Below are 23,101 nucleotides of genomic sequence, written 5' to 3'. Positions count from 1 at the left end.
CTCCCCGTTACATTAAACATGCCCCGCACATTAATTTGCGCCGAACATAAAAACAAAAGGCGCGAAATTGTAGTCAAATTTCACGCCTTTTGCAAGTCAGTTTTGTCGTTTAGATTAGGCTTTTTCTACCTGACCAAAATCCAATTCGACTGGAGTTGCACGACCGAAGATAGAAACAGACACTTTCAAGCGGCTCTTTTCATAATCAATTTCTTCAACCACACCGTTAAAGTCAGCAAACGGACCTTCGCTAACACGAACCATTTCACCCGGTTCAAACAGTGTTTTCGGACGTGGTTTATCACCAACTTGTTGTAAGCGGTTCATGATAGCATCAACTTCTTTATCGCTAATTGGCGCTGGACGATCTGACGTCCCGCCAATGAACCCCATTACACGCGGTACACTACGCACTAAGTGCCAAGAGTCATCATTCATGACCATTTGGACTAAGACATAGCCTGGGAAGAATTTACGTTCACTCTTACGGCGCTGACCGCTACGGATTTCAACAACTTCTTCTGTTGGAACCATAACTTCGCCAAAAGAATCTTCCATAGCATGTAATTTGATATGTTCACGTAAAGATTGTGCTACGCGACCTTCAAAACCAGAGAATGCCTGAATGACATACCAGCGCTTTTTAGGTGAATCGGACATTTAGAATAACCTCAGGCTTGTAATAAATGAAACTAAACGCACCAGGATACCATCTAGTCCCCACAGTATTAATGACATTACAGCCGTTACTGCAGCAACAATTAAAGTAGTTTGTAATGTTTCCTGGCGAGTAGGCCAAATGACTTTTCTCATCTCGACGCGAGCTTCGCGTGCAAACGCCAGTGTTGCTTTACCTTTTGTGGTCCATAAAGCGACAGCACCTGCAATAGCGACAACAGCCACAACTGCAAAAGCACGCAGCGCGAGATTATATTGACGGAAGTAATAATTACCAACAATAGCAATTATTAATAAGGCACAGACAATGATCCACTTGAAGATGTCTGCACTGCGTCCACTTCCTTGAGCTTCGCTATTCGCACTCATAATTCAACCTGTTACCATGAAGTATGTACAAAGCTTGCTTGTTTACAAAGGTAAGACAACCAAGCCAAACCAATAGAATATGCCAACATATCCCTCAATTACTACAAACTAAGCCTGCAAAAATTTGATAGGGATATCAATAGCATCACCTGCGATCTAAAAAGTAATTAGCCTTGTTAATGGAGGTAATTAGCGTTATTCGTTCTGCAAAAATAACAAGTTGCAGTAACATTTTATTTCGCAAGTACTACGTGTACGTCAGTACTATCACTTTACAAGTGCTACCCATTTCACAAGTGCTATTCCATTTTGCAGGAATTTCAGCATGCCCAGTAAATTTTTTAACTACACCAATCAAGAAAGTGACTTTCTTTTTGTGGCAGCAGTAAAATATACCATATCTTCCGAGCAAAACCTTAATAAATCTCATATAACTGCGCAAAGTAGCCCGCACAGTTATCAATTCGTTGTTTCAGAGCCTATCTCACCAATAATTATACAAATGATTGATGAGATAGGTTCTTAATTTTGCAACGTCTGAATTTTGCAACGTATAAAAAGGACGTCTATTAGACGCCCTTTTTTACTAAGTGGTTCTTTCTTATTCAGAAAGAGCGGTATTATGCAATAATTTTTGCAACAACACCCGCACCTACAGTACGGCCACCTTCACGGATTGCGAAACGTAAACCGTCGTCCATCGCGATTGGGTGGATCAGGGTAACGATCATGTTGATGTTATCACCTGGCATTACCATCTCTACGCCTTCTGGCAGTTCGATAGTACCTGTTACGTCAGTTGTACGGAAGTAGAACTGTGGACGGTAACCTTTGAAGAATGGAGTATGACGACCACCTTCATCTTTGCTCAGAATATAAACTTCTGATTCAAATTTAGTGTGTGGCTTGATTGAACCTGGTTTCGCCAGTACTTGACCACGTTGAATTTCTTCACGCTTAGTACCACGCAGCAGAACACCAACGTTCTCACCTGCACGACCTTCGTCTAACAGTTTACGGAACATTTCAACGCCAGTACAAGTTGTTTTAACCGTGTCTTGAATACCAACGATTTCAACTTCTTCACCAACTTTGATGATACCACGCTCAACACGGCCTGTTACTACTGTACCACGACCTGAGATTGAGAATACGTCTTCGATTGGCAGCAGGAATGGCTTGTCAATTGCACGCTCTGGTTCTGGAATGTAAGTATCCAGGTGACCTGCTAATTCAACAATTTTCGCTTCCCACTCTGGGTTGCCTTCCAGCGCTTTCAGTGCTGAACCACGGACAACTGGAGTGTCGTCGCCTGGGAAATCGTATTGAGACAGAAGTTCACGAACTTCCATTTCAACTAATTCTAACAGCTCTTCGTCGTCTACCATGTCACATTTGTTCAGGAAAACGATGATGTAAGGAACACCAACCTGACGACCTAACAGGATGTGCTCACGAGTTTGTGGCATTGGGCCATCTGTCGCAGCAACAACCAGAATTGCACCGTCCATCTGAGCAGCACCAGTGATCATGTTTTTAACATAGTCGGCGTGTCCTGGGCAGTCTACGTGTGCGTAGTGGCGAGTTGGAGTATCGTATTCTACGTGTGAAGTAGAGATGGTGATACCACGCGCTTTTTCTTCTGGTGCGTTATCGATTTGGTCGAATGCGCGAGCAGAACCGCCGTAAGTTTTAGCCAGAACAGTAGTGATAGCTGCTGTCAGAGTAGTTTTACCGTGGTCAACGTGGCCGATAGTACCAACGTTAACGTGCGGTTTTGAACGTTCAAATTTTTCTTTAGACACGACTCTATTCCTTATGGAGTTCCCTCTTCACGATAAAGAAGGAACTTAAATTAAAGTAGTTAACCGATAAAAATCGATTATTTAGCGTTACGAGCTTCGATTACAGCTTGTGCAACGTTGTTTGGTGCTTCATTGTACTTCAGGAACTCCATAGAGTATGAAGCACGACCTTGTGTCTGAGAACGCAGGTCAGTAGCATAACCGAACATTTCTGACAATGGTACTTGTGCACGAACGACTTTACCAGTAGGCAGGTCATCCATACCTTCAATCATACCACGACGACGGTTCAGGTCACCAATAACATCACCCATGTAGTCTTCTGGTGTTTCCACTTCAACTTTCATGATTGGCTCAAGCAGAACTGGTTTAGCTTTTTTGAAGCCATCTTTAAACGCGATTGAAGCCGCAAGTTTAAACGCCAATTCAGAGGAGTCAACATCATGGTAAGAACCGAAATGTAAACGAACACCCATGTTAACAACCGGGTAACCAGCTAATGGACCAGATTTCAGCTGTTCTTGGATACCTTTGTCAACCGCAGGGATGTATTCAGTAGGAATTACACCACCTTTGATGTCGTTGGCAAATTCGTAATCCATTGGAACACCGTCTTTATCGTTTTTGTCCAGAGGGAACATATCGATAACAACATGACCGTACTGACCACGACCACCAGACTGTTTCGCGTGTTTACCTTCGATATCAGTCACTTTCATAGTGATTGCTTCACGGTAAGCAACTTGAGGTTTACCAACGTTCGCTTCAACTTTAAATTCACGACGCATACGGTCAACCAGAACGTCTAAGTGCAGCTCACCCATACCAGCGATGATAGTCTGATTAGTCTCTTCATCACTTGATACGCGGAAAGATGGGTCTTCTTGAGCCAAACGGCCTAATGCGATACCCATTTTTTCTTGGTCAGCTTTAGTTTTCGGTTCGATTGCAACAGAGATTACTGGCTCTGGGAATTCCATACGCTCCAGGATGATTGGTGCATCAACTGCACATAAAGTATCACCTGTAGTTACGTCTTTCAGACCGATAGCAGCCGCGATGTCACCAGCGCGAACTTCTTTAATCTCTTCACGTTTGTTAGCGTGCATCTGTACGATACGGCCAAAACGCTCTTTCTTCGCTTTAACTGCGTTCAGTACTGTGTCACCTGAGTTAACAACACCAGAGTAAACACGGAAGAACGTCAAGTTACCAACGAATGGGTCGGTTGCAATTTTAAATGCTAATGATGAGAATGGCTCATCATCACTTGCGTGACGCTCTGCAGGAGTGTCTTTACCATCGTCCAGAATACCATTAATTGCAGGTACATCTGTTGGCGCAGGTAAGTAATCAACAACTGCATCCAGCATCGCCTGAACACCTTTGTTCTTAAATGCAGAACCACAGGTAACCAGGATAATTTCGCTTGCAAGAACACGTTGACGTAATGCAGCTTTAATTTCTGCTTCAGTCAGTTCTTCACCGCCCAGATATTTTTCCATCAGTTCTTCTGATGCTTCTGCTGCGGTTTCGATCAGGTTGTTGTGCCACTCTTCAGCAGCTTCTTGCATGTTCGCAGGGATATCTTCGTATTCGAAGGTAACGCCCTGGTCTTCATCACTCCACTTGATTGCTTTCATTTTCAGCAAGTCAACAACACCAGTGAACGACTCTTCTGCGCCGACTGGTAATTGCAGTGGAACTGCGTTAGCAGCTAAACGTGATTTTAATTGCTCAACAACACGTAAGAAGTTCGCACCCATACGGTCCATTTTGTTAACGAACGCGATACGTGGAACTTTATATTTGTTAGCCTGACGCCATACAGTTTCAGACTGTGGCTGAACACCACCAACTGCACAGTAAACCATTACTGCGCCATCAAGAACACGCATAGAACGTTCTACTTCGATAGTGAAGTCAACGTGTCCCGGGGTGTCGATGATGTTGATACGGTGTGGCTCATACTGTTTTGCCATACCAGACCAGAATGCAGTAGTCGCAGCAGATGTGATAGTAATACCACGCTCTTGCTCCTGCTCCATCCAGTCCATTGTTGCAGAACCTTCGTGAGTTTCACCAATTTTATGGTTTACACCAGTATAGAACAGAATACGTTCAGAAGTTGTGGTTTTACCGGCGTCGATGTGTGCACTGATACCGATATTACGATAACGTGCTATGGGCGTTTGACGGGCCATTTTTTCCTCTCTCGTGGGCGTTCAATGCTTCATATAAAGGGTAGCAAATGGCTACCCTGAGATACATCACTAATGTGGGTAAGAACTTACCAACGGTAGTGTGCGAACGCCTTGTTAGCTTCTGCCATACGGTGAACGTCTTCACGTTTCTTAACAGCGGAACCTTTGTTCTCAGCAGCGTCTGATAATTCATTTGCCAGGCGAAGCGCCATAGATTTATCACCGCGTTTACGAGCAGCATCAACGATCCAACGCATTGCCAGGGCATTACGACGAACCGGGCGAACTTCAACTGGAACTTGGTAAGTTGAACCACCAACACGGCGGGATTTAACTTCCACAGTCGGACGCACGTTATCTAGTGCTAATTCGAATGCATCAAGTTCAGTTTTACCAGAACGCTGAGCAAGGGTTTCAAGTGCGTTATATACGATTGCTTCAGCAGTAGATTTTTTCCCGTCTACCATCAGGATATTTACAAATTTGGCCAGTAATTCTGATCCGAACTTAGGATCTGGAAGAATTTTACGTTGACCTATTACGCGACGACGTGGCATGGATATGACTCCGTTGTTAATTCAGGTTTGTCCAAAACTCTACGAGAGTATTTTGACATTAAGATTAAAATGTTTGGCCTTACTTAACGGAAATCCATTAAGCCTTAGGTTTTTTCGCGCCGTATTTAGAACGAGCTTGCTTACGGTCTTTAACACCAGAACAGTCCAGTGCGCCGCGAACGGTGTGATAACGCACACCTGGTAAGTCTTTAACACGACCACCACGGATAAGGATAACGGAGTGCTCCTGCAAGTTGTGGCCTTCACCACCGATGTAGGAAGAAACTTCGAAACCGTTAGTTAAACGAACACGGCATACTTTACGTAATGCTGAGTTTGGTTTCTTAGGAGTGGTAGTATATACACGAGTACATACGCCACGTTTTTGCGGGCAAGCTTCCAGTGCTGGAACGTTGCTTTTAACAACTTTCGAGCTACGAGATTTGCGTACCAGCTGATTAATAGTTGCCATTATTAAAAAAGCTCCTGGTTTTATTGCTTCGTAAACACGGATTTTGACCCCGTTCGCCAACATGACGATACACGAGGACGCGAAATTTTATTGCTGACTGGCTCAGGTGTCAAGAAATATACAACTTTTAGTGCCTTTATATGGCAAAATGTTGTTTTTGGACTTCTGTTAGCTTCACAAAACCTTGATATGTGATTACAGAAACTGCGGTTGATAGGGTATTTTGCAACCCACGAGCATTGATGTCTACATCCAAAGCGTACAACTGCGCCCCTGTTTTTTGTAGTGCAACAAGATAAGGCGACTGTGCGACTGCCGCAACCACGCCATCTTGCATCAGTAAAACGACATCTTCAGCCGTAATAAAGCCTACCATTGTAGAAAAATCACATTTAAACGGAGATGTTGCTAATGTATACAGCATAGAAAAGATCCTACTATAGATCAAAAAACAACCCAAGCTCAAAATTCACACAATGGATTAAAAATTAAGCACCACATCACATTCCGCTATTTTAGCGCTTACCTCTTTCTTGCTAAGAATTGTTGGTGTTAAAACCCATTCACAATGCTCTCCCAGCCCCCGTTCTTGTAGCGAAGAGCCGCAGAGATAAACTTTTTCAATGTCATATAACGGCAATATTTTAAATGTTACGATGTAATCTCGAGCAAGCACTTCAGCGGGATGTTGGTTTGCTAGAAGCTGATAAACACCATCAGAGAGAAAAAACACCTGAATGTCTTCTGTCAGTGCTGAAGTTGCTAATAATGCATCTAACCCTTCTCGGCCACTGGCATTTCCATGGGGCATGGTTGTAAAGACAAAAGCTATTTTTTTCACACGGTACCTTGTATTGAGCTGTTCTTAGAATTGAATTGTTCGGTCTGTGGTTATCATCGCTTCCGCAAGGCTTCCTAACCCACTCATGATAAAGCCCTCAGCAAGGTTAGCCGTTGGAAGAGATAAACTTTGCGCTTGTTCTTGGTCAACAACCCCCCGACGCAACGCGGCAGAAACACAGATATGCATTTCGCACCCAGATTGTTTTGCCAGTTCCTGCCAAGCTGAAACTAAATTGAATTCATCTGTTGCTGGTGACGTAAGCTGGTTCGCATTAAAAACACCCTCACGATAAAAAAAGAGTGTTTTCAATATATGCCCTTCTTGAAGAAGGGCTTTTGCAAATTGATACGCACTCGCTGCTTGTTGTGTACCATAAGCAGGGCCAGTCACAACTAAGCAGTAGGTTAACGAATTTGTATTACTCATTCACCGCTCTTGAATTGACGAATGTATAAATAAACGGTGTGTTTAGAAATGTTCAAACGGTCAGCAACTTGGTTAATGGCATCTTTAATATCGAAAATGCCTTTTTCATATAGGTTAAGAACCACTTGCTTGTTTTTCGCATTATTTGAGACATTACGATCACCGCCAACTTCTTCAATTGTGTACTCCAATGTTTGTGCGACAAGGTCATCAACTGAAGAGGCAAAGTTTACATCTGAAGTAACTTCTTGCTTAGTTTCTGGAACAAACGATTGAATAATTTCAGAGAACGGCACATCTAAGTTCATATTGATACATAATAAGCCAATCACACGTTGCTTGCGGTTACGAATAGCAATAGTAACGGATTTCATTAAATCACCGCTTTTCGCTTTCGTAAAATAAGCCTTCGAGACATTCGATTCTTCGTCTGCCATATCATGCAGCATTCTCAACGCTAGGTCTGTAATCGGTGAGCCGATTTTACGCCCAGTGTGCTGGCCATTTGCGATTCTGACTGCAGAGCAGTTTAGGTCTTCTAAAGAGTGAAGAACAATTTCACAGTGCCCACCGATTAGCATTGCCAGACCATCCACAGCAGCTTCATACGATTTTAAAATCTCATGGTCTGTCTCAGAAAAAGGTTGGTTATCCAATATGTTAATATCGCTGAGGTCGTGTGATTGTATAGAATCAGACATTTCAACATCATCCTTCTAATGTAAAAACTCATCCTGTTGACTAAAAAGGCGTTCATTATTCGACTATTTGGCCATCATTACTTTGTTTGTAGCCAACAATTGTGATGATAAAAAATAAAATAGAGTCTTCTGAAGTTAAAACTCCACGGCGTTGCCGTCAAGCGAATGAATGCAAGACAGTCTGTTTTATCACAAGTTTTAAACAATTTGAGAGTTTTTTTGATGAGAAATATAAAAAAGCCCAAGGCATGAATGCATTGGGCATCAAAATACACTTAGCTAATGCTTAGTGAGGACTTATTTAGCAGCAGGTTTGATATCTAATAATTCAACATCAAAGACTAATGTTGAATTTGCTGGGATACCCGGCACGCCATTTTCGCCGTAAGCTAATTCAGCTGGGATAACCAACTGCATTTTGCCGCCTTTTTTCAGGTTAACTAAACCTTCAGTCCAGCCTTTAATAACTGAATTTAATGGAATTGTCAGTGGCTCATTACGTGAATATGAGCTGTCGAATTCAGTACCGTCAATCAAAGAACCTTTGTAGTGAACCACAACGGTTTCATCTGCTTTAGGTTTCGCCCCTGTACCGTCTTTTTCAATTTTGTACAGTAAGCCTGATTTAGTTTTAACAACGCCTTTTTCTTTCGCGTATTTTTCGCGGTACTCAGCGCCTTTTTTCTCATTATTAGCTGATTCTTCTTTCATTTTTTTGTCGGCAGCTTCTTTGACTTGACCTTCAAACTGACGCAATGTTTCTTCAACTTCTGCATCGGTCATTTTGCTTTTGCCGTTAAATGCATCTTGGACACCAGCAAGTAATTGAGCCTTATCCAAATTAATACCAATTGTTTTTTGTTCTTCTAAAGAATTCTGCATGTAGCGGCCTAAAGACGCACCCAGTGCATACGCATTACGCTCTTCTGCGTTTTTGAATGCGCTGCTTTGTGCTTTGGCTTCCGCTGCCATCACTTGCGGAGCAGCAAAAGTAAATGCTAGCGTAGTTGCTAAAAGGCTTGCCTTAAACAGTGATTTCATCCTAGTCTCCGATAACTTTTATTCGATTATATTCGAATAGCGAACTATTCGTTTTATGGGTAGGGCTCTTTAAGTTTAGACCCCGTTACCCCATTGAGTATTAAAAAAATATAATAACTACTGAGACCACATTAACAAAAAGTCGTTTCGTCGCCTATATCTTTAACTAAAACTTATCTATTGATTTGTAATGTTCAGTTATTATGATGGTTTAATTACGATATAAACGCTTAAGGAGAGTCGAATATGGACTCATCTGATACATTTGAACAACGCTTAGAACTTTTAGAAAGTAAAGTTGCCTTTCAAGAACTGGCGATTGAACAACTAAACCAGGTTATTACTGACCAACAAATGCAAATGAGCCGTCTGCAGGAACATTTACGCATTGTAGCTGAAAGGCTGAAATCATCCCAAGATTCTCACTTAGCAAGGCCTGAAGAAGAAACGCCGCCACCACATTATTAATTTAAAATGTGAACCTATTGATTTTAAATTAAAAAAAGGAAGCTTTCGCTTCCTTTTTTTTATAAACACTAATACGAAGTATTAGTGGCAGCCGCAGCCGCCTTGTTTGTGACCGTGTCCGTGACCTTCACCGCCACCGCAGCAACCGCCTTCTGAACCGTGGCTATGACCGCCACCGCCACAGCAACCACCTTCGTGGTCGTGGTCATGGTCGTGACCACCTGCACCATGGACGTGGCCATGTGCGATTTCTTCTTCTGTTGCTTCACGGATAGCCATGATTTCAACATTAAATTTCAGGTTTTGACCTGCTAACATGTGGTTACCGTCAACGATAACTTCATCACCTTCGATACCTGTAATTTCAACAGGAACTGGGCCCATGTCAGTGTCAGCTAAGAAACGCATGCCGACTTCTAGCTCATCAACGCCCATAAATACATCTTTAGGAACACGTTGAACTAAGTTGTCATCGTATTGGCCATATGCATCGTCTGAAGCGACTTCAACATCGAAGTTTTCGCCGACAGAGCGACCTTCTAATGCTTTTTCTAAACCTGAAATTAAAGACCCACGACCATGCAAATAGTCCATTGGCGCGCTTGCTGGCGACTCATCAACTAAAACACCGTCTTCTGTTCTTACTTGATAAGCCAAGCTGACCACCAAGTCTTTTGCTACTTTCATGACATCTCCTACTACCCGTAAGGGAAAAATTTTTGCCAATTGTACCGAAAAACTATAGTGATGTATTGAGAATTGACAAATTTCTATTATTCAGGTGTAAAAATTCCAATAACCTGCTCTTTTTGCCTAACATGTCCCGTTGCTTCATCCCCTGCTTGGCGTTGCTGATCGCCACAATTGACACACTCGACAACATCAATTTTATCTTCACGCCACATCATTAATGTGTCTTGTGACTTGCACTTAGGGCACGTCGCCCCGGCAATAAAGCGTTTACGTGTTGAAGCCATTTCTAACCCTTATTGTTCATTATTCCAGCTATGAGGCTGCCGATGTTCTCTTTGCATTTCTTTCTCAAAGAGTTCATTCAGTTCACGACGAGCCTCTTTAATGCGTGAAATTTGCCCGCTGTCACTATTTTCATTCTCTGGGTAAATATCTCTAAGCATTTTCATGTCTAAACGGCGGAAATGCTGCTTCGCGCGATAAGCTTTATGTGGATGCATCCCTGTACTAACAAGCGCTTTGCTTCCTAATTCAAGTGCGCTCGAGAATGTTTCACGGCTAAAATCAGTCACTCCACTTTGTAATAGCTCATGGGCCTCAAGGCGACCTTTAGCACGTGCAATAATATGCAAGTTAGGGAAGTTTTCTTGGCAAATTTGCACAATTTCCATCACTTCTTCAGGCACATCACTGGTGATGACGATAGATTTTGCTTTATCGGCTCCTGCTGAGCGTAATAATTGCAGTTCACGTGCATCACCGTAATAGACCGTATAGCCGTAGCGACGCATGGTACTAATCGCCGTAACATCTTGTTCTAGTACTGTAATTTTAACCTTATTCGCCATTAATAAGCGGCCAACCACCTGCCCCATGCGACCAAAACCGACCAAAATAACATGTGGGTCATTGTCTTCTACAAATGGTTTTTCGCTCGAGGCTGGTTGTTGATTATAACGGTAGTTTAAATAGGCATCTATCAACTGCATCACAAGTGGAGTAGTCATCATCGAAAGTGTGACAACTACCAGTAATAAGTCCATCTGCCGTTCATTTATCACACTTGCACCAAAAGCAGTTGCATAGATCACAAAAGCAAATTCACCACCTTGGCTAAGCACCCCGGAAAATTGAGCTCTTGCTCCATTTCGAAGCCTAGCGGCTAAACTCAGTCCGTAAAGCACTAACGCTTTAACTGCGACTAATACTGCAACAGCAATCAATACTTGTGGTAAATAGGCCCACAACACATCTAAATTCAATGACATACCTACTGAGATAAAAAATAGCCCCAGTAGCAGACCTTTAAACGGTTCGATATTAATTTCCAGCTCATGGCGGAACTCTGTTTCCGCTAACATGACCCCTGCCATAAAGGTTCCCAGAGCCATAGAAAAGCCAAGGCTTTCCATAATGAGTGCGGAACCTAATACCACCAACAATGCTGCAGCCGTAAAAATTTCATGAACGCCAGATTTAGCGGCAAGCCTGAACATCGGCCGTAATAAATAGCGGCCAACTACCCATAAACCTGCGAACGCCAATATCTTCAAGCCAATTTTTTGCCAATCACTGGTTGCTGAGTCCCCGGCTAGCAATGGGATCAGCGCCATAATCGGGATAACTGCCATATCTTGGAATAACAAAACAGAAAAACCGAGTTGCCCGCTTTCTTTGTTGGACATCCCTTTTTCGTTCATCAACTGAAGTGCCATTGCCGTTGATGACATCGCCATTCCTAATCCACCAACAATGGCGGCTTGCCAAGAAAATTTGGCTAAAAACAACAGTGACGCCATGATAGCCGCAGTGACAACCACTTGAAGCGTACCTACACCGAAAATCGAGCGCCTAAGCTCCCATAATTTAGAAGGTTTTAGCTCTAACCCGATGAGAAACATCAGGAACACCACTCCCATTTCGGAGAAGTGCAAAATATCATCAACATTACGAATAAAGCCAAAAACAAATGGCCCAATCATGATCCCGGCAAGCAAATACCCCAGTACAGCACCTAAGCGGATTTTTTGTGCAATAGGTACCATGACTACCCCTGCGCAGAGGAAGATGATAACGGATTCAAATAGCCCTAGTTCTGACATTAGGATAACCCTCCCGCACCTAGCGGCTGTTGCATCCATTGGCGGTAGTCATCGATAATCTGTTCAAATCGTTCTTTAGGCTGCCGACGTGCTGCATAAATAATGGTTGGTTCTAGCCACTGCATATCACACATTAATGCGGTCAATTCAAATGGGCGAAGTATTTCTGTAAGTGGATAATGGTTATATCCATCATATTGGTAAGCGTGAACAGGCTCGCCTGTGGTAATCACAGAACGCCAGTATTTGCCTTTTAATTTTTGGTACCCTACATCGGTCGCAAAACGGCGGGTTAACACGCGGTCAAACCACTCTTTCAACAACGCAGGGCAACTATATGTATAGAGAGGATGTTGAAAAATAATGATATCGTGCTGGCACAGTAATTTTTGTTCCGCGGTTACATCAATAAAATAATCTGGATAAATTGCGTATAAATCGTGTACAGTCACATGGTCAAAATCACGCACTGCCTCCAATAACGCCTTATTAGCCATCGATTCGTCGGGGTCCGGGTGAGCGTAGACCACCAGCACTTTCGGTGTATTTGACATCTTTCCCTCCTCAAAGGCGTGTCAGACGGAACATTTTCCGTTACCATGCAGCCTGCTATACTCGTCATACTTCACGTTGCTGTGTTGTTGACTACGCGCATTCGCACTAGTCACCTACTTAAGTAGGCTCCTAGCGACTCATGTGCTTGTCGCCTAACAGCACCGTAAATTATTTAGAGTATATACGTTGATAATCTAACATATTTTTAATAGACGGTTGCTATGATTGTTTTCTCTTCACTCCAAATTCGCCGAGGTGTTCGTGTCCTACTAGACAATGCCACTGCGACTATTAACCCCGGCCAAAAAGTTGGTTTAGTGGGTAAAAACGGCTGCGGTAAATCGACACTTCTTGCGTTATTAAAAGGCGAATTACAAGCTGAAGCAGGTTCTGCAACCTTTCCAAGCAATTGGTCCATGGCATGGGTGAACCAAGAAACCCCTGCCCTTGATGTGCCCGCTCTTGAATATGTGATTGATGGTGATCGCGAGTTCCGAGCTTTAGAGCAGAAACTTCAACAAGCCAATGAAAAAAATGACGGCCATGCCATCGCTGTGGTTCATGGGCAACTTGATGCCATTGATGCATGGACCATCCGCTCCCGTGCAGCCAGTTTGCTACATGGTTTAGGTTTCAGCCAAGCGCAATTAAACTCTCCAGTAAAATCATTTTCTGGTGGATGGCGGATGCGTTTGAACTTAGCACAAGCCTTGTTATGTCGTTCAGATTTATTGCTACTTGATGAACCAACCAACCACCTTGATTTAGATGCAGTGATTTGGTTAGAAAAATGGTTAAAAAGCTACCAAGGCACCCTGATTTTGATTTCCCATGATAGGGATTTCCTCGACCCGATTATTGATAAAGTGCTGCATATCGAACAAGAAACCATGTTCGAATACACGGGCAACTACTCTTCATTTGAACGTCAGCGCGCAACAAAACTGGCTCAGCAGCAAGCACTATATGAAAGCCAGCAGGCTAAAGCTGCACATTTGCAAAGTTATATTGACCGTTTTAGAGTGCAAGCCACCAAAGCTAAACAAGCACAAAGCCGCATTAAGATGCTTGAAAGAATGGAAATGGTTGCCCCAGCTCATGTGGATAACCCATTCCATTTTTCATTCCGTAAACCAGAAAGCTTACCGAATCCATTATTAAAAATGGAAAAAGTCAGCGCAGGCTATGGCGAAAAAGTCATCTTACAATCCATCAAGCTGAACTTAGTACCAGGCTCACGTATTGGATTATTAGGCCGAAATGGTGCGGGTAAATCAACTTTAATCAAAATGTTAGCAGGTGATTTACCACCATTACAGGGAGAAATCGCCCTCGCAAAAGGGATTAAACTCGGTTATTTCGCCCAGCACCAATTAGAATATTTACACCCTGAAGAGTCACCTTTGCAGCATCTTGCCCGCCTTGCACCAGAGCAAACTGAGCAGCAGTTACGTGACTATTTAGGTGGTTTTGGCTTCAAAGGCGACCAAGTTACTGACCCAAGCGGCCGTTTTTCTGGTGGAGAAAAAGCGCGCTTAGTACTCGCGTTAATTGTTTGGCAACGCCCTAATTTACTGTTGCTCGATGAACCAACCAACCACTTGGACTTAGATATGCGGCAAGCACTTACTGAAGCCTTAATGGCCTTCGAAGGTGCTTTAGTTGTCGTTTCCCATGATAGGCATTTACTGCGCACCACTACCGATGAACTGTATTTGGTCCACGGCGGTTCTGTAGAGCAGTTTGATGGTGATTTAGAAGATTACCAACAATGGCTAGCAGAGCAAAATAAGCTCGAATTACAGCAAGCGCGTGATCAACAAGAAAAAGACAAGCCAGCAGCCGCTGCAACGGTGACGGCACAAGATAGAAAAGACCAAAAACGTCGTGAAGCGGAGTTCCGCCAACTGACTCAACCGATCCGCAAAAAAATCACGGAATTGGAAAAGCAAATGGATAAGCACTCGAATGCCCTAAATGAGCTAGAAGCAAAACTTTCTGATGCCACCATTTACGAACAAGATAAAAAAGCCGAATTGACGGAATGTTTGAAAAAACAAACTGAACACAAAGCGGCTCTTGAAGATGTGGAAATGGAGTGGATGGAACTGCAAGAGCAGCTAGAAACCATGACTAGTGAGTTTGAATTAAATTAATTCGTTATAAAACATCACAATCCATTAAAATCACGAAAAGCTATCTTTTGATAGCTTTTCGTTTTTATCATTACTGAATCTTATTCTTTCACACACATCACATAATACTGGCCATCAATAATTTCAGTACCTTCGGTTTCATGTTCAAAACCCGGAAATTCGCTATCCCATGCTTGAAGACTATGCAAATAGCCGATATGCGGGCTGTTTTTATCGCCAAAACTTTCACCTGATAACAACATAGGAATACCCGGCGGATAGGGAATAATCGAGTTAGCAGCAATACGTCCGGCAAGTTTATCTAAAGGAATCGCCTCAACGCGGTTAGCAACAATTTCTTGATAGGCATCGCGTGGGCTCATCATCACGGCGGGGAGTTGCTCATAAGCCTGATTTAACTGGCCACCTGGGTTATTTTTTTGTAGATACACAAACATTTTATTGCCTAAATCACGTAGCCCCATCTCGCCATAGATCTCAGGAGACGCTTCAACCACTTCAGGTAATACTTTTTTCAGTGCCGTATTGTTGTCATAATGGCGCTTAAACGACAGCAACGCATTGACCAGGGTTCCCCATTTTCCTTTTGTGATCCCCATAGAAAACAAGAACATAATTTGGAAATCAGTCGTGCGGGTTGGTACAATACCATAGTGGTTTAACCATGCCGTGACTAACGCGGCTGGGACGCCGCTATCCAGTAATTTACCGTCATCTCCCATTCCCGGCGACAAAATACTCACCTTAATCGGGTCAAGCATCGCCCAATTTTCAGGGATATCTTTAAAACCATGCCATTTATCTTCAGGGTTCATCACCCAGCAGCTTTGCTCTTTCATCAACAGCTCAACAGGCGCATCTTCAAAAGCATAGCGTTTGCCTGTTGCTGGGTCTTTCACCATTTCTTGATTCCATGGTTTGAAAAACCACTCATCGTCATTGATAAATTCTTTGTATAGGTAGCCCAGTGATTGACGGAAGTCGATAGCTTCACGGATGACTTCATCAGTGAGTGAACGCCCACTATTACCGTCCATCATGTCTGCGGCAATATCATTTGAGGCACAAATTGCATATAGCGGCGAAGTAGTCGCATGCATATGATAGGCTTGGTTAAAACGATTAAAATCAATCGCATTACGGCCATTTCGAATGTGGATAAATGAAGCTTGTGAAAGTGCATTCAATAATTTGTGCGTAGAGTGAGTTGCAAAAACGGTGGGCTCATCGTCTTTTCTAGGGTCATCACGCATCGCAAAGTGGTCGCGATAGATAGGGTTAAAGCGTGCGTAGCCGTACCATGCCTCATCAAAATGGATTCTATCCAATGATTCATCCAGCAAATCCTGTACTTTACGTGCGTGATAGCACACGCCATCGTAAGTACAGTTGGTTACGACGCTATATGCAGGACGTTTGCCTATTTTATCCGAAGTTAATGGATTTTTAGCGATTTTTTCAGTAATCGCTTCGGGTGTCATTTCTTGAGGATAAATCGGGCCAATGATGCCATAACGATTACGGCTTGGTGTCATATAAACCGGTTTTGCCCCTGTTAAGATCAAACCTTGCTCAATAGATTTGTGGCAGTTACGGTCAATCACAACAACATCATTATCTGTCATACAAGCTTGCATAATCGTTCGGTTCGAACCCGATGTTCCCACAACCACGGAGTAAGATTGGTCAGCACCAAATATACGCGCAGCATTCCTTTCACACTCACCAAATGCGCCGGTATGGTCTAACAGTGAACCCACAGCAACCCGCTCAATACCGATATCCGTCCGAAATAAGTTTTCACCAAAGAAATCATGATAAATGCGACCTGCGGGAGTTTTGGTGAACCCAACACCACCTTGATGCCCCGGTGCTGCCCATGAATATTCATGTACATCACTGTATTTAATCAAACTTTTCATCAAAGGGGGCAGTAAATTGGCGCGGTAGCGGATGATCGCGGCAAGGACACGACCTGCAATAAAATCTGCGGAGTCTTCTAAAATCCATGCAAATTCATCGACTTGTTCCATCATTTTGCGGTCGAATGCCGTCAAAGCTTCTTCACGATCACTTAATAAAAATACGGGGACATCTTCTTGCCTACGGTGAAGTTGGGTAATTAACTGATGTGCCTGAGTTTGTTCTTGCTTGTCTGACATATCACGGCCATATAACAAGCAGTCAATGCTGGTATTTGACCGAATGTATGCCATTCCATCTTCAAAATTACGAATGATCACGGTTTCTACGTGCTCATCGTTAAGTTCACTGGCGAGTCTTGCTACGGCATGGCTAATAACGGAGTCGTCATCAGTTAATTCCGTATAAACTATGAGTGCTCTCATCAATAACTCCCTTTTAACTTTTTAAAATCAAAATACTTATAATATTAGTCTTAACGTAAATAAGGTTTTATTGCAAAGTTATCGATGAGAATTCAAGCCGCCAGCTATTCATCTAATTTATTAATTACTACTCTTGCATTCATAACCAACGACTTCGCTTTCGCTTCTCTTCGTTGTAATAACGCCATAAAGATCAAGTCTGTTAGCGTATTTTGTGCGGTTCTTGAAGAAATTGATGAACTACGCCATTCATCTTCCTCCGCGATACTTTCAAGAACATAATCAGCAAGTTGCCCCAAGGGGGAATCACAATCACGAGTAATCGCGATGACGCATGCCCCTTGCTTACGCGCAATATTCGCTGCTGTTAGCATGTCTTTACGTCTTCCTGTAAAAGAAATAACGATTTGTACATCATGAGTATTGAGAGTCAGCGCCGCAGCAATTTGCACATGGTGGTCTGACTCCACAAGTGTTGTGATACCAATTTTTTGTAATTTGTAACTGAGGTCTTTTGCGGTTAAACCTGACCCACCAATCCCGACAATCTGTACTCGTTGTGATTGGTCTATTCGCTCAACAATGCGTTCAAACTGCTTGAAATCAATTAATTTTGTTGTTTCTGTAATGGAGTGATTTTTTTCCATTGCGAGTTTCTGAGCAACAACCATCAAGTTATCATCAGGCGCAATACGGTTATGTAGAGCAGAATGAGGCGCTCCATCTTTAAGTTGTTGGCGCCCAATAATCTCGCTAAGTGCAAGTTTCAAGGCAGGATACCCCTTTACACCAACTTTCTGACTAAACTTAACAATGGCTGATTGGCTAACATCTAAAATTTCCGCTAATTGCTGAGACGACAAATTTAGTACATTTTCGGGATTTTCAAGGATAAATTGGGCAATTTTGCGTTGGTTTTCCGCTAATCGCGGTAGTGAGTAGGTAATGATGTCCAATAATGTCATGGTGACCTCTAATAATAATTGTAATAGCCAGACCTATAGATAAAAAAATAATAATAAATTATTCCTCAATCAAGTCACTGATACCTGATGAATAATACTTATAATTCAAAGAGTCGTGACTTTAGCTTATAAAATTAATCACAAAATATTCTTGTATATTCACAAGTTAGAATAGATAGCACCGTGATGTTAATCACATATAAGGAATAAATAATTCCTTATATTAGCCCAATAACTGATTTAGGAGCAATTTTTATGACTATCGACTTAAGCAAAATGGTAACTGAAAGCCGCAATGCAGCCAGTACTAATATCGACCAACTATCAACGGCTGAAATGCTGAAGGTCATTAATGATGAGGACAAGCTCGTTCCGTTAGCGGTTGAAAAAGTGCTCCCTGAAATTGCTCAACTGGTTGATAAAGTCTCAGAGGCTTTCTTAAAAGGCGGTCGTCTGATTTATTCAGGTGCAGGAACCTCTGGCCGTTTAGGGATCCTTGATGCCAGTGAGTGCCCGCCAACTTATGGGACGCCACATGAACAAGTTGTGGGTTTAATCGCCGGTGGCCATCAAGCTATTTTCCGTGCCGTAGAAAATGCTGAAGATAAGCCTGAACTGGGTGAACAAGACCTCAAAGATATTCAATTTAATGATAATGATGTGTTAGTTGGTATCGCAGCCAGTGGGCGAACGCCTTATGTATTAGGCGCTTTAGCTTACGCGAAGGCTGTTGGTGCAACAACAGCGGCCATTAGCTGTAACCCAAATAGCCCAATTGCCAATGCCGCAGATATTGCTATTACTCCCATTGTAGGTGCAGAGGTTGTCACCGGTTCTTCACGCATGAAAGCAGGAACAGCACAAAAATTAGTGCTGAATATGATCACCACTGGGGCGATGATCCGTATTGGAAAAGTGTTTGGTAATTTAATGGTCGATGTCGAAGCAACAAATGCCAAACTCATTGAAAGACAAACTAAAATTGTGATGGAAGCAACCGACTGCGACCGAACTACCGCAGAGACCGCCCTTCAACAATGTAACCGGCACTGCAAAACTGCCATTTTAATGGTGTTATCGGGTTTAAATGCCGATGACGCACGTCAACTACTCTTAGATAACAACGGTTTTATTCGTACGGCTCTCAATATGGCCTCATCCGCCTAACTTGCGGACTTCAATGGGATAAATAGTATGGCTAAAATAACAATAGAAATGATACAGCAGATCCTGCAACACGTTGGAGGACGCCGTAATATTAAATTAGCGGGTAATTGTATGACCCGTTTGCGGCTCACACTCAACAATGACCAGCTAGTCGATAAAGCTGCACTCAAACAAATTGCAGGAGTGCTTGGCGTTATTGAAAGTGATGAACAACTGCAAGTGATCCTTGGCCCAGGTAAAGCGCAAACTGCCGCGGACTTGATGAACCAACTTTTAGATAGTGATGAAGAGGATAACCACGAAGCAGCAGCCCAGCCTCAGGATCTGAACGATATTGCATCCGCAAATAAGCAGCAACTGAAAAAGAAACAAACCAGTGCCGTTCACCGATTTTTATCCAAATTTGCCACCATTTTTACTCCGCTAATTCCAGGTTTTATTGCTGCGGGCTTACTATTAGGTTTTGCAACTCTGGCGAAACAAACCTATTTTCCAGCAGGGCTCCCGACAAAACCTGAAGAGCAGACCCTACTCGTACATACGATTCTGTATATGTCGGTATTTAGCAAAGGGCTGTTTAGCTTCCTAAGTATTCTTATCGGTTATAACACTCAAAAAGCCTTTGGCGGTAGCGCAGTAAATGGCGCCATCATTGCTTCACTGTTTGTTCTTGGGTACAACCCTGAAATAGCTAAGGGGTTCTATTCTGATATGAATAGCTTCTTCGGGTTGGCTATCGACCCAAGAGGTAACATTATTGGGGTATTAATTGCGTGTATTTTTGGGGCATGGGTCGAAAAACAAGTCCGTAAAATTATTCCAGCCAACCTTGATATGATTTTAACTTCAACAATTACCTTGTTAATTGTTGGTGCTGCAGTGTTTATCTTCATCATGCCAATTGGCAGTTGGTTATTCTCTGGTATGTCGTGGCTTTTTGTTCATTTAAGCAGCAACCCATTCGGAACCGCTATACTTGCTGGGCTATTCTTAATTGCAGTAATGTTTGGCGTGCACCAAGGTTTTGTTCCGGTATATATGGCACTCGTTGAAACCCAAGGCTTTAACTCACTTTTCCCTATCCTAGCAATGGCTGGTGGTGGGCAAGTTGGTGCCGCAATGGCGTTGTATGTTAAAGCCGCAAAAGATTCAGTGTTACGTAATCAGATTCGCGGGGCCATCATTCCAGGTTTCTTAGGTGTCGGTGAACCACTTATCTACGGTGTAACCCTTCCTCGAATGAAGCCGTTTGTCACCGCATGTTTAGGCGGTGCTGCTGGGGGGTTCTTTGTTGGACTCGTGGCTTGGATGGGTTTACCAGTTGGTTTAAATACTGTCTTTGGCCCGTCTGGCTTAGTCGCTATCCCAATGATGACCTCTGCTGATGGCGTGTTCCCAGGGATGTTAGTTTATGTTGGCGGGTTATTCGTTTCCTACTTATTCGGTTTTATTTTTACCTACTTTTTCGGCACTAAAAACGTCGATTTAGATTAATCGCCTCCCTTACATGTAAAAAGCAGCCCATGGGCTGCTTTTTGATGGGTCATATAAACTGCACTTTTATCAGAAAATCATTCCAACCAAATCAGGGGAACGCACAAAGCCGTTAAAATCCCCATTACCCAGTTAAAAATAAACCAAGCACGGCGGCTACGCAAAAATAGGCTGATTAATGAACCAAACCCCATCCAGATTAAACCCGCCACTAAGTTAACTATCACAAATGCGATACTCATCATTAAAATAGATTGGGTAAATAATTCATCGGGGAGGCTAAATCCCCCGACAGCGCCTAGCCCCATCATCCATGCTTTGGGGTTTAAAAACTGTAATAAGCCGCCTTGATACCAAGTAATGCTTTTCGCAACTTCGCTATTCGTCTTCAGTGGTGCATAATTTGCCGTCGCTGTTTTCCATGCTAGCCATAGCAAATATAGACTTCCGGCGAATTTTAAGGCGACATGAAGCGCAGGATAGAGCAATAAAAGTGCAGCAACCCCGAATGCGGAGAGATAGAGTATTGACTGCATCCCTAACATAATACCAAGGCATAATATTATTGTATGGCGAAAACCGTAGTTTGCTGCACTTGACGTTAGCAACATATTGTTAGGGCCGGGAGTGACTGCAGCAATGAATAAAAACGTAAAAAGAGAAAAAACCAGCCCCAATGTCATTTATAATTTAGCCTCAAACTCAAATTTGTTTACTTGCATCACAAAAAAATAACAGTATGTTATGTGACTCACAAGAGTCTCCATTAAATAAAAATAAGGCTATGTCAGAAAACTTTCGTCCAATAAGTTGGGCTAAAAATCCACACCTCCAAACATTACTGCCAAGGATTTTCCGTAGAACACCGAAAATCAAACCTATATGGCAGCGGCTTGAATTGCCTGATGGCGATTTTATCGATCTCGCTTGGAGTGAAAAACCTGAGCTAGCGGCACATAAGCCACGTTTAGTGATCTTCCATGGTCTCGAAGGTAATTTTAAGAGCCCTTATGCCCACGGGATGCTAGAAACGGCCCAAAAGCATGGTTGGTTGGGTGTAATTATGCATTTTCGCGGTTGTAGCGGTGAACCCAATCGCCAACAGCGAATTTACCATTCAGGTGAAACCAGTGATGCTCGCTATTTTCTCCGTTGGTTAAAACAAACCTATGGTGATACGCCGACGGCCGCAGTCGGCTATTCTCTTGGTGGTAATATGTTAGCGTGCTATCTCGCAGAAAGTGGGCAAAATGCAGATTTAGATGCGGGCGTCGTGGTTTCGGCCCCATTAATGCTAGAAGCCTGTTCTTTGCGGATGGAAAAAGGAATATCTCAATTCTATCAACGCTATTTACTAAATGGCTTAAAACGTAATGCAACGCGTAAATTGGTACGCTACCCTGGCTCACTACCTTTAAACTTGCTGCAGCTTAAACAACTAAAACGCATCCGTGAATTTGATGATGTGATCACTGCTCGTATTCATGGTTTTGATGATGCGACAGATTATTATCAAAAATGCAGCGCATTACCTAAATTAGCTTACATCACGAAGCCAACATTGATTATCCACGCTAAAGATGACCCATTTATGGCGCCTGAGGTTGTTCCTGATTTATCATTTTTACCCCACAATGTGGAATACCAAATGACAGAACATGGTGGGCACGTAGGCTTTGTGAGCGGTACCTTGAGAAAACCGCAAATGTGGTTAGAAACACGCATCCCTCAATGGTTAACGCCTTATTTAGATAAGGAAATAATGTGATTATTCCTTGGCAAGAACTTGAACCTGAAACATTGGAAAACCTAATTGAAAGCTATGTCTTACGGGAAGGAACCGACTACGGCTCCCATGAAAAAAGCTTACAAGATAAGGTCAACGATGTGAAACGGCAGTTAGTTTCTGGTGAAATTGTGCTAGTCTGGTCTGAATTGCATGAATCGGTTAATTTCATGCCTAAGGGGAGTTTTTCTGTCTGATGTTTTTATTCTATGGTTCATTTTTACGTCATCATCTATCATGAATTAAGTTACAGGTTTTCCACACAATCAT

The 23,101-nt window shown here is 42.8% G+C and carries 25 protein-coding genes; 7 read left to right on the top strand and 18 right to left on the bottom strand.

Annotated elements, in window-relative coordinates; translation table 11 throughout:
• Positions 1–114: 114 nt before the first annotated feature.
• On the bottom strand, positions 115–660 hold the full coding sequence (gene nusG, locus FVA72_RS01800; protein WP_004264378.1) for a transcription termination/antitermination protein NusG: 546 nt from the start codon (positions 658–660) through the stop codon (positions 115–117).
• Positions 661–1,047: a preprotein translocase subunit SecE gene (secE, locus tag FVA72_RS01795; RefSeq protein WP_004264377.1), complete on the bottom strand. Its 387-nt coding sequence runs from the start codon at positions 1,045–1,047 to the stop codon at positions 661–663.
• 325 nt (positions 1,048–1,372) lie between these two features.
• On the opposite strand from secE, the gene FVA72_RS01790 reads away from it, so the two are divergent.
• Positions 1,373–1,573, top strand: a complete 201-nt coding sequence (locus FVA72_RS01790; protein ID WP_036958857.1) for a hypothetical protein — start codon at positions 1,373–1,375, stop codon at positions 1,571–1,573.
• Between the two features lie 94 nt (positions 1,574–1,667).
• On the opposite strand, the gene tuf is transcribed toward FVA72_RS01790, so the two are convergent.
• The 9 genes from tuf to fkpA form a co-directional block, all read right to left on the bottom strand.
• On the bottom strand, positions 1,668–2,852 hold the full coding sequence (gene tuf / locus FVA72_RS01785; protein ID WP_004264373.1) for an elongation factor Tu: 1,185 nt from the start codon (positions 2,850–2,852) through the stop codon (positions 1,668–1,670).
• Between the two features lie 77 nt (positions 2,853–2,929).
• Positions 2,930–5,056, bottom strand: a complete 2,127-nt coding sequence (gene fusA / locus FVA72_RS01780; RefSeq protein ID WP_004262483.1) for an elongation factor G — start codon at positions 5,054–5,056, stop codon at positions 2,930–2,932.
• An 86-nt stretch (positions 5,057–5,142) separates the two neighbouring features.
• Complete coding sequence (gene rpsG / locus FVA72_RS01775; protein ID WP_004262486.1) at positions 5,143–5,613, bottom strand: 30S ribosomal protein S7; 471 nt, start codon at positions 5,611–5,613, stop codon at positions 5,143–5,145.
• Between the two features lie 97 nt (positions 5,614–5,710).
• Positions 5,711–6,085, bottom strand: coding sequence for a 30S ribosomal protein S12 (gene rpsL / locus FVA72_RS01770; protein WP_004265905.1), 375 nt, complete (start codon positions 6,083–6,085; stop codon positions 5,711–5,713).
• A 136-nt stretch (positions 6,086–6,221) separates the two neighbouring features.
• A complete protein-coding gene (gene tusB, locus FVA72_RS01765; protein ID WP_036958589.1) occupies positions 6,222–6,509 on the bottom strand; it encodes a sulfurtransferase complex subunit TusB in 288 nt (95 codons plus the stop codon).
• Between the two features lie 57 nt (positions 6,510–6,566).
• Positions 6,567–6,926: a sulfurtransferase complex subunit TusC gene (gene tusC / locus FVA72_RS01760; RefSeq protein ID WP_004262499.1), complete on the bottom strand. Its 360-nt coding sequence runs from the start codon at positions 6,924–6,926 to the stop codon at positions 6,567–6,569.
• A gap of 24 nt (positions 6,927–6,950) precedes the next feature.
• Entirely contained in the window at positions 6,951–7,355 is a 405-nt protein-coding gene (gene tusD / locus FVA72_RS01755) for a sulfurtransferase complex subunit TusD (protein WP_110592658.1), read from the bottom strand.
• A complete protein-coding gene (locus tag FVA72_RS01750) occupies positions 7,352–8,056 on the bottom strand; it encodes a helix-turn-helix transcriptional regulator (RefSeq protein ID WP_004262503.1) in 705 nt (234 codons plus the stop codon). Before FVA72_RS01750 ends, tusD begins: the two co-directional genes overlap by 4 nt.
• 297 nt (positions 8,057–8,353) lie before the next feature.
• Entirely contained in the window at positions 8,354–9,097 is a 744-nt protein-coding gene (gene fkpA / locus FVA72_RS01745) for an FKBP-type peptidyl-prolyl cis-trans isomerase (RefSeq protein ID WP_004262506.1), read from the bottom strand.
• 246 nt (positions 9,098–9,343) lie between these two features.
• On the opposite strand from fkpA, the gene FVA72_RS01740 reads away from it, so the two are divergent.
• Positions 9,344–9,565 (top strand): SlyX family protein, encoded by a 222-nt coding sequence (locus FVA72_RS01740; protein ID WP_004262507.1) that lies wholly within the window; start codon positions 9,344–9,346, stop codon positions 9,563–9,565.
• An 81-nt stretch (positions 9,566–9,646) separates the two neighbouring features.
• Here the strand turns inward: FVA72_RS01740 and slyD are convergent, their stop codons facing one another.
• The 4 genes from slyD to kefG all read right to left on the bottom strand — a co-directional run bounded on the left by slyD (position 9,647) and on the right by kefG (position 12,914).
• The gene (gene slyD / locus FVA72_RS01735) at positions 9,647–10,252 is read right to left on the bottom strand and encodes a peptidylprolyl isomerase (RefSeq protein ID WP_004262508.1); all 606 of its coding nucleotides are present in this window, start codon (positions 10,250–10,252) and stop codon (positions 9,647–9,649) included.
• Positions 10,253–10,338: 86 nt separating this feature from the next.
• Entirely contained in the window at positions 10,339–10,542 is a 204-nt protein-coding gene (locus tag FVA72_RS01730; protein ID WP_004262510.1) for a YheV family putative zinc ribbon protein, read from the bottom strand.
• Positions 10,543–10,551: 9 nt separating this feature from the next.
• A complete protein-coding gene (gene kefB / locus FVA72_RS01725; RefSeq protein ID WP_137018867.1) occupies positions 10,552–12,360 on the bottom strand; it encodes a glutathione-regulated potassium-efflux system protein KefB in 1,809 nt (602 codons plus the stop codon).
• On the bottom strand, positions 12,360–12,914 hold the full coding sequence (gene kefG / locus FVA72_RS01720; RefSeq protein WP_004262516.1) for a glutathione-regulated potassium-efflux system ancillary protein KefG: 555 nt from the start codon (positions 12,912–12,914) through the stop codon (positions 12,360–12,362). Before kefG ends, kefB begins: the two co-directional genes overlap by 1 nt.
• A gap of 222 nt (positions 12,915–13,136) precedes the next feature.
• On the opposite strand from kefG, the gene FVA72_RS01715 reads away from it, so the two are divergent.
• Entirely contained in the window at positions 13,137–15,071 is a 1,935-nt protein-coding gene (locus FVA72_RS01715) for an ABC transporter ATP-binding protein (RefSeq protein WP_110592659.1), read from the top strand.
• Between the two features lie 80 nt (positions 15,072–15,151).
• Here FVA72_RS01715 and adiA read toward each other — a convergent pair whose 3' ends face one another.
• Both adiA and FVA72_RS01705 read right to left on the bottom strand, forming a co-directional pair.
• A complete protein-coding gene (adiA, locus tag FVA72_RS01710) occupies positions 15,152–17,419 on the bottom strand; it encodes an arginine decarboxylase (protein ID WP_094960779.1) in 2,268 nt (755 codons plus the stop codon).
• Between the two features lie 104 nt (positions 17,420–17,523).
• Positions 17,524–18,384, bottom strand: coding sequence for a MurR/RpiR family transcriptional regulator (locus tag FVA72_RS01705; RefSeq protein WP_004262528.1), 861 nt, complete (start codon positions 18,382–18,384; stop codon positions 17,524–17,526).
• 255 nt (positions 18,385–18,639) lie between these two features.
• Between FVA72_RS01705 and murQ the strand changes: the two genes are divergently transcribed.
• Together murQ and murP are read left to right on the top strand one after the other, a co-directional pair.
• Entirely contained in the window at positions 18,640–19,551 is a 912-nt protein-coding gene (gene murQ, locus FVA72_RS01700) for an N-acetylmuramic acid 6-phosphate etherase (RefSeq protein WP_110592660.1), read from the top strand.
• 27 nt (positions 19,552–19,578) lie between these two features.
• Complete coding sequence (gene murP / locus FVA72_RS01695; RefSeq protein ID WP_004262534.1) at positions 19,579–21,045, top strand: PTS N-acetylmuramic acid transporter subunit IIBC; 1,467 nt, start codon at positions 19,579–19,581, stop codon at positions 21,043–21,045.
• Positions 21,046–21,122: 77 nt separating this feature from the next.
• On the opposite strand, the gene FVA72_RS01690 is transcribed toward murP, so the two are convergent.
• On the bottom strand, positions 21,123–21,728 hold the full coding sequence (locus FVA72_RS01690; RefSeq protein ID WP_110592661.1) for a LysE family translocator: 606 nt from the start codon (positions 21,726–21,728) through the stop codon (positions 21,123–21,125).
• Positions 21,729–21,829: 101 nt separating this feature from the next.
• Here FVA72_RS01690 and FVA72_RS01685 point away from each other — a divergent pair, with 101 nt between their 5' ends.
• Both FVA72_RS01685 and FVA72_RS01680 read left to right on the top strand, forming a co-directional pair.
• Complete coding sequence (locus FVA72_RS01685; RefSeq protein ID WP_036958590.1) at positions 21,830–22,813, top strand: hydrolase; 984 nt, start codon at positions 21,830–21,832, stop codon at positions 22,811–22,813.
• On the top strand, positions 22,810–23,028 hold the full coding sequence (locus FVA72_RS01680; protein ID WP_004262551.1) for a YheU family protein: 219 nt from the start codon (positions 22,810–22,812) through the stop codon (positions 23,026–23,028). The genes FVA72_RS01685 and FVA72_RS01680 overlap by 4 nt, the downstream gene beginning before the upstream one ends.
• Positions 23,029–23,101 lie beyond the last annotated feature (73 nt).

This window comes from Providencia sp. PROV061 (assembly GCF_011045655.1).
Taxonomy (GTDB): Bacteria; Pseudomonadota; Gammaproteobacteria; order Enterobacterales; family Enterobacteriaceae; genus Providencia; species Providencia hangzhouensis.
This window is presented reverse-complemented; position numbering and strand designations above follow the sequence as displayed.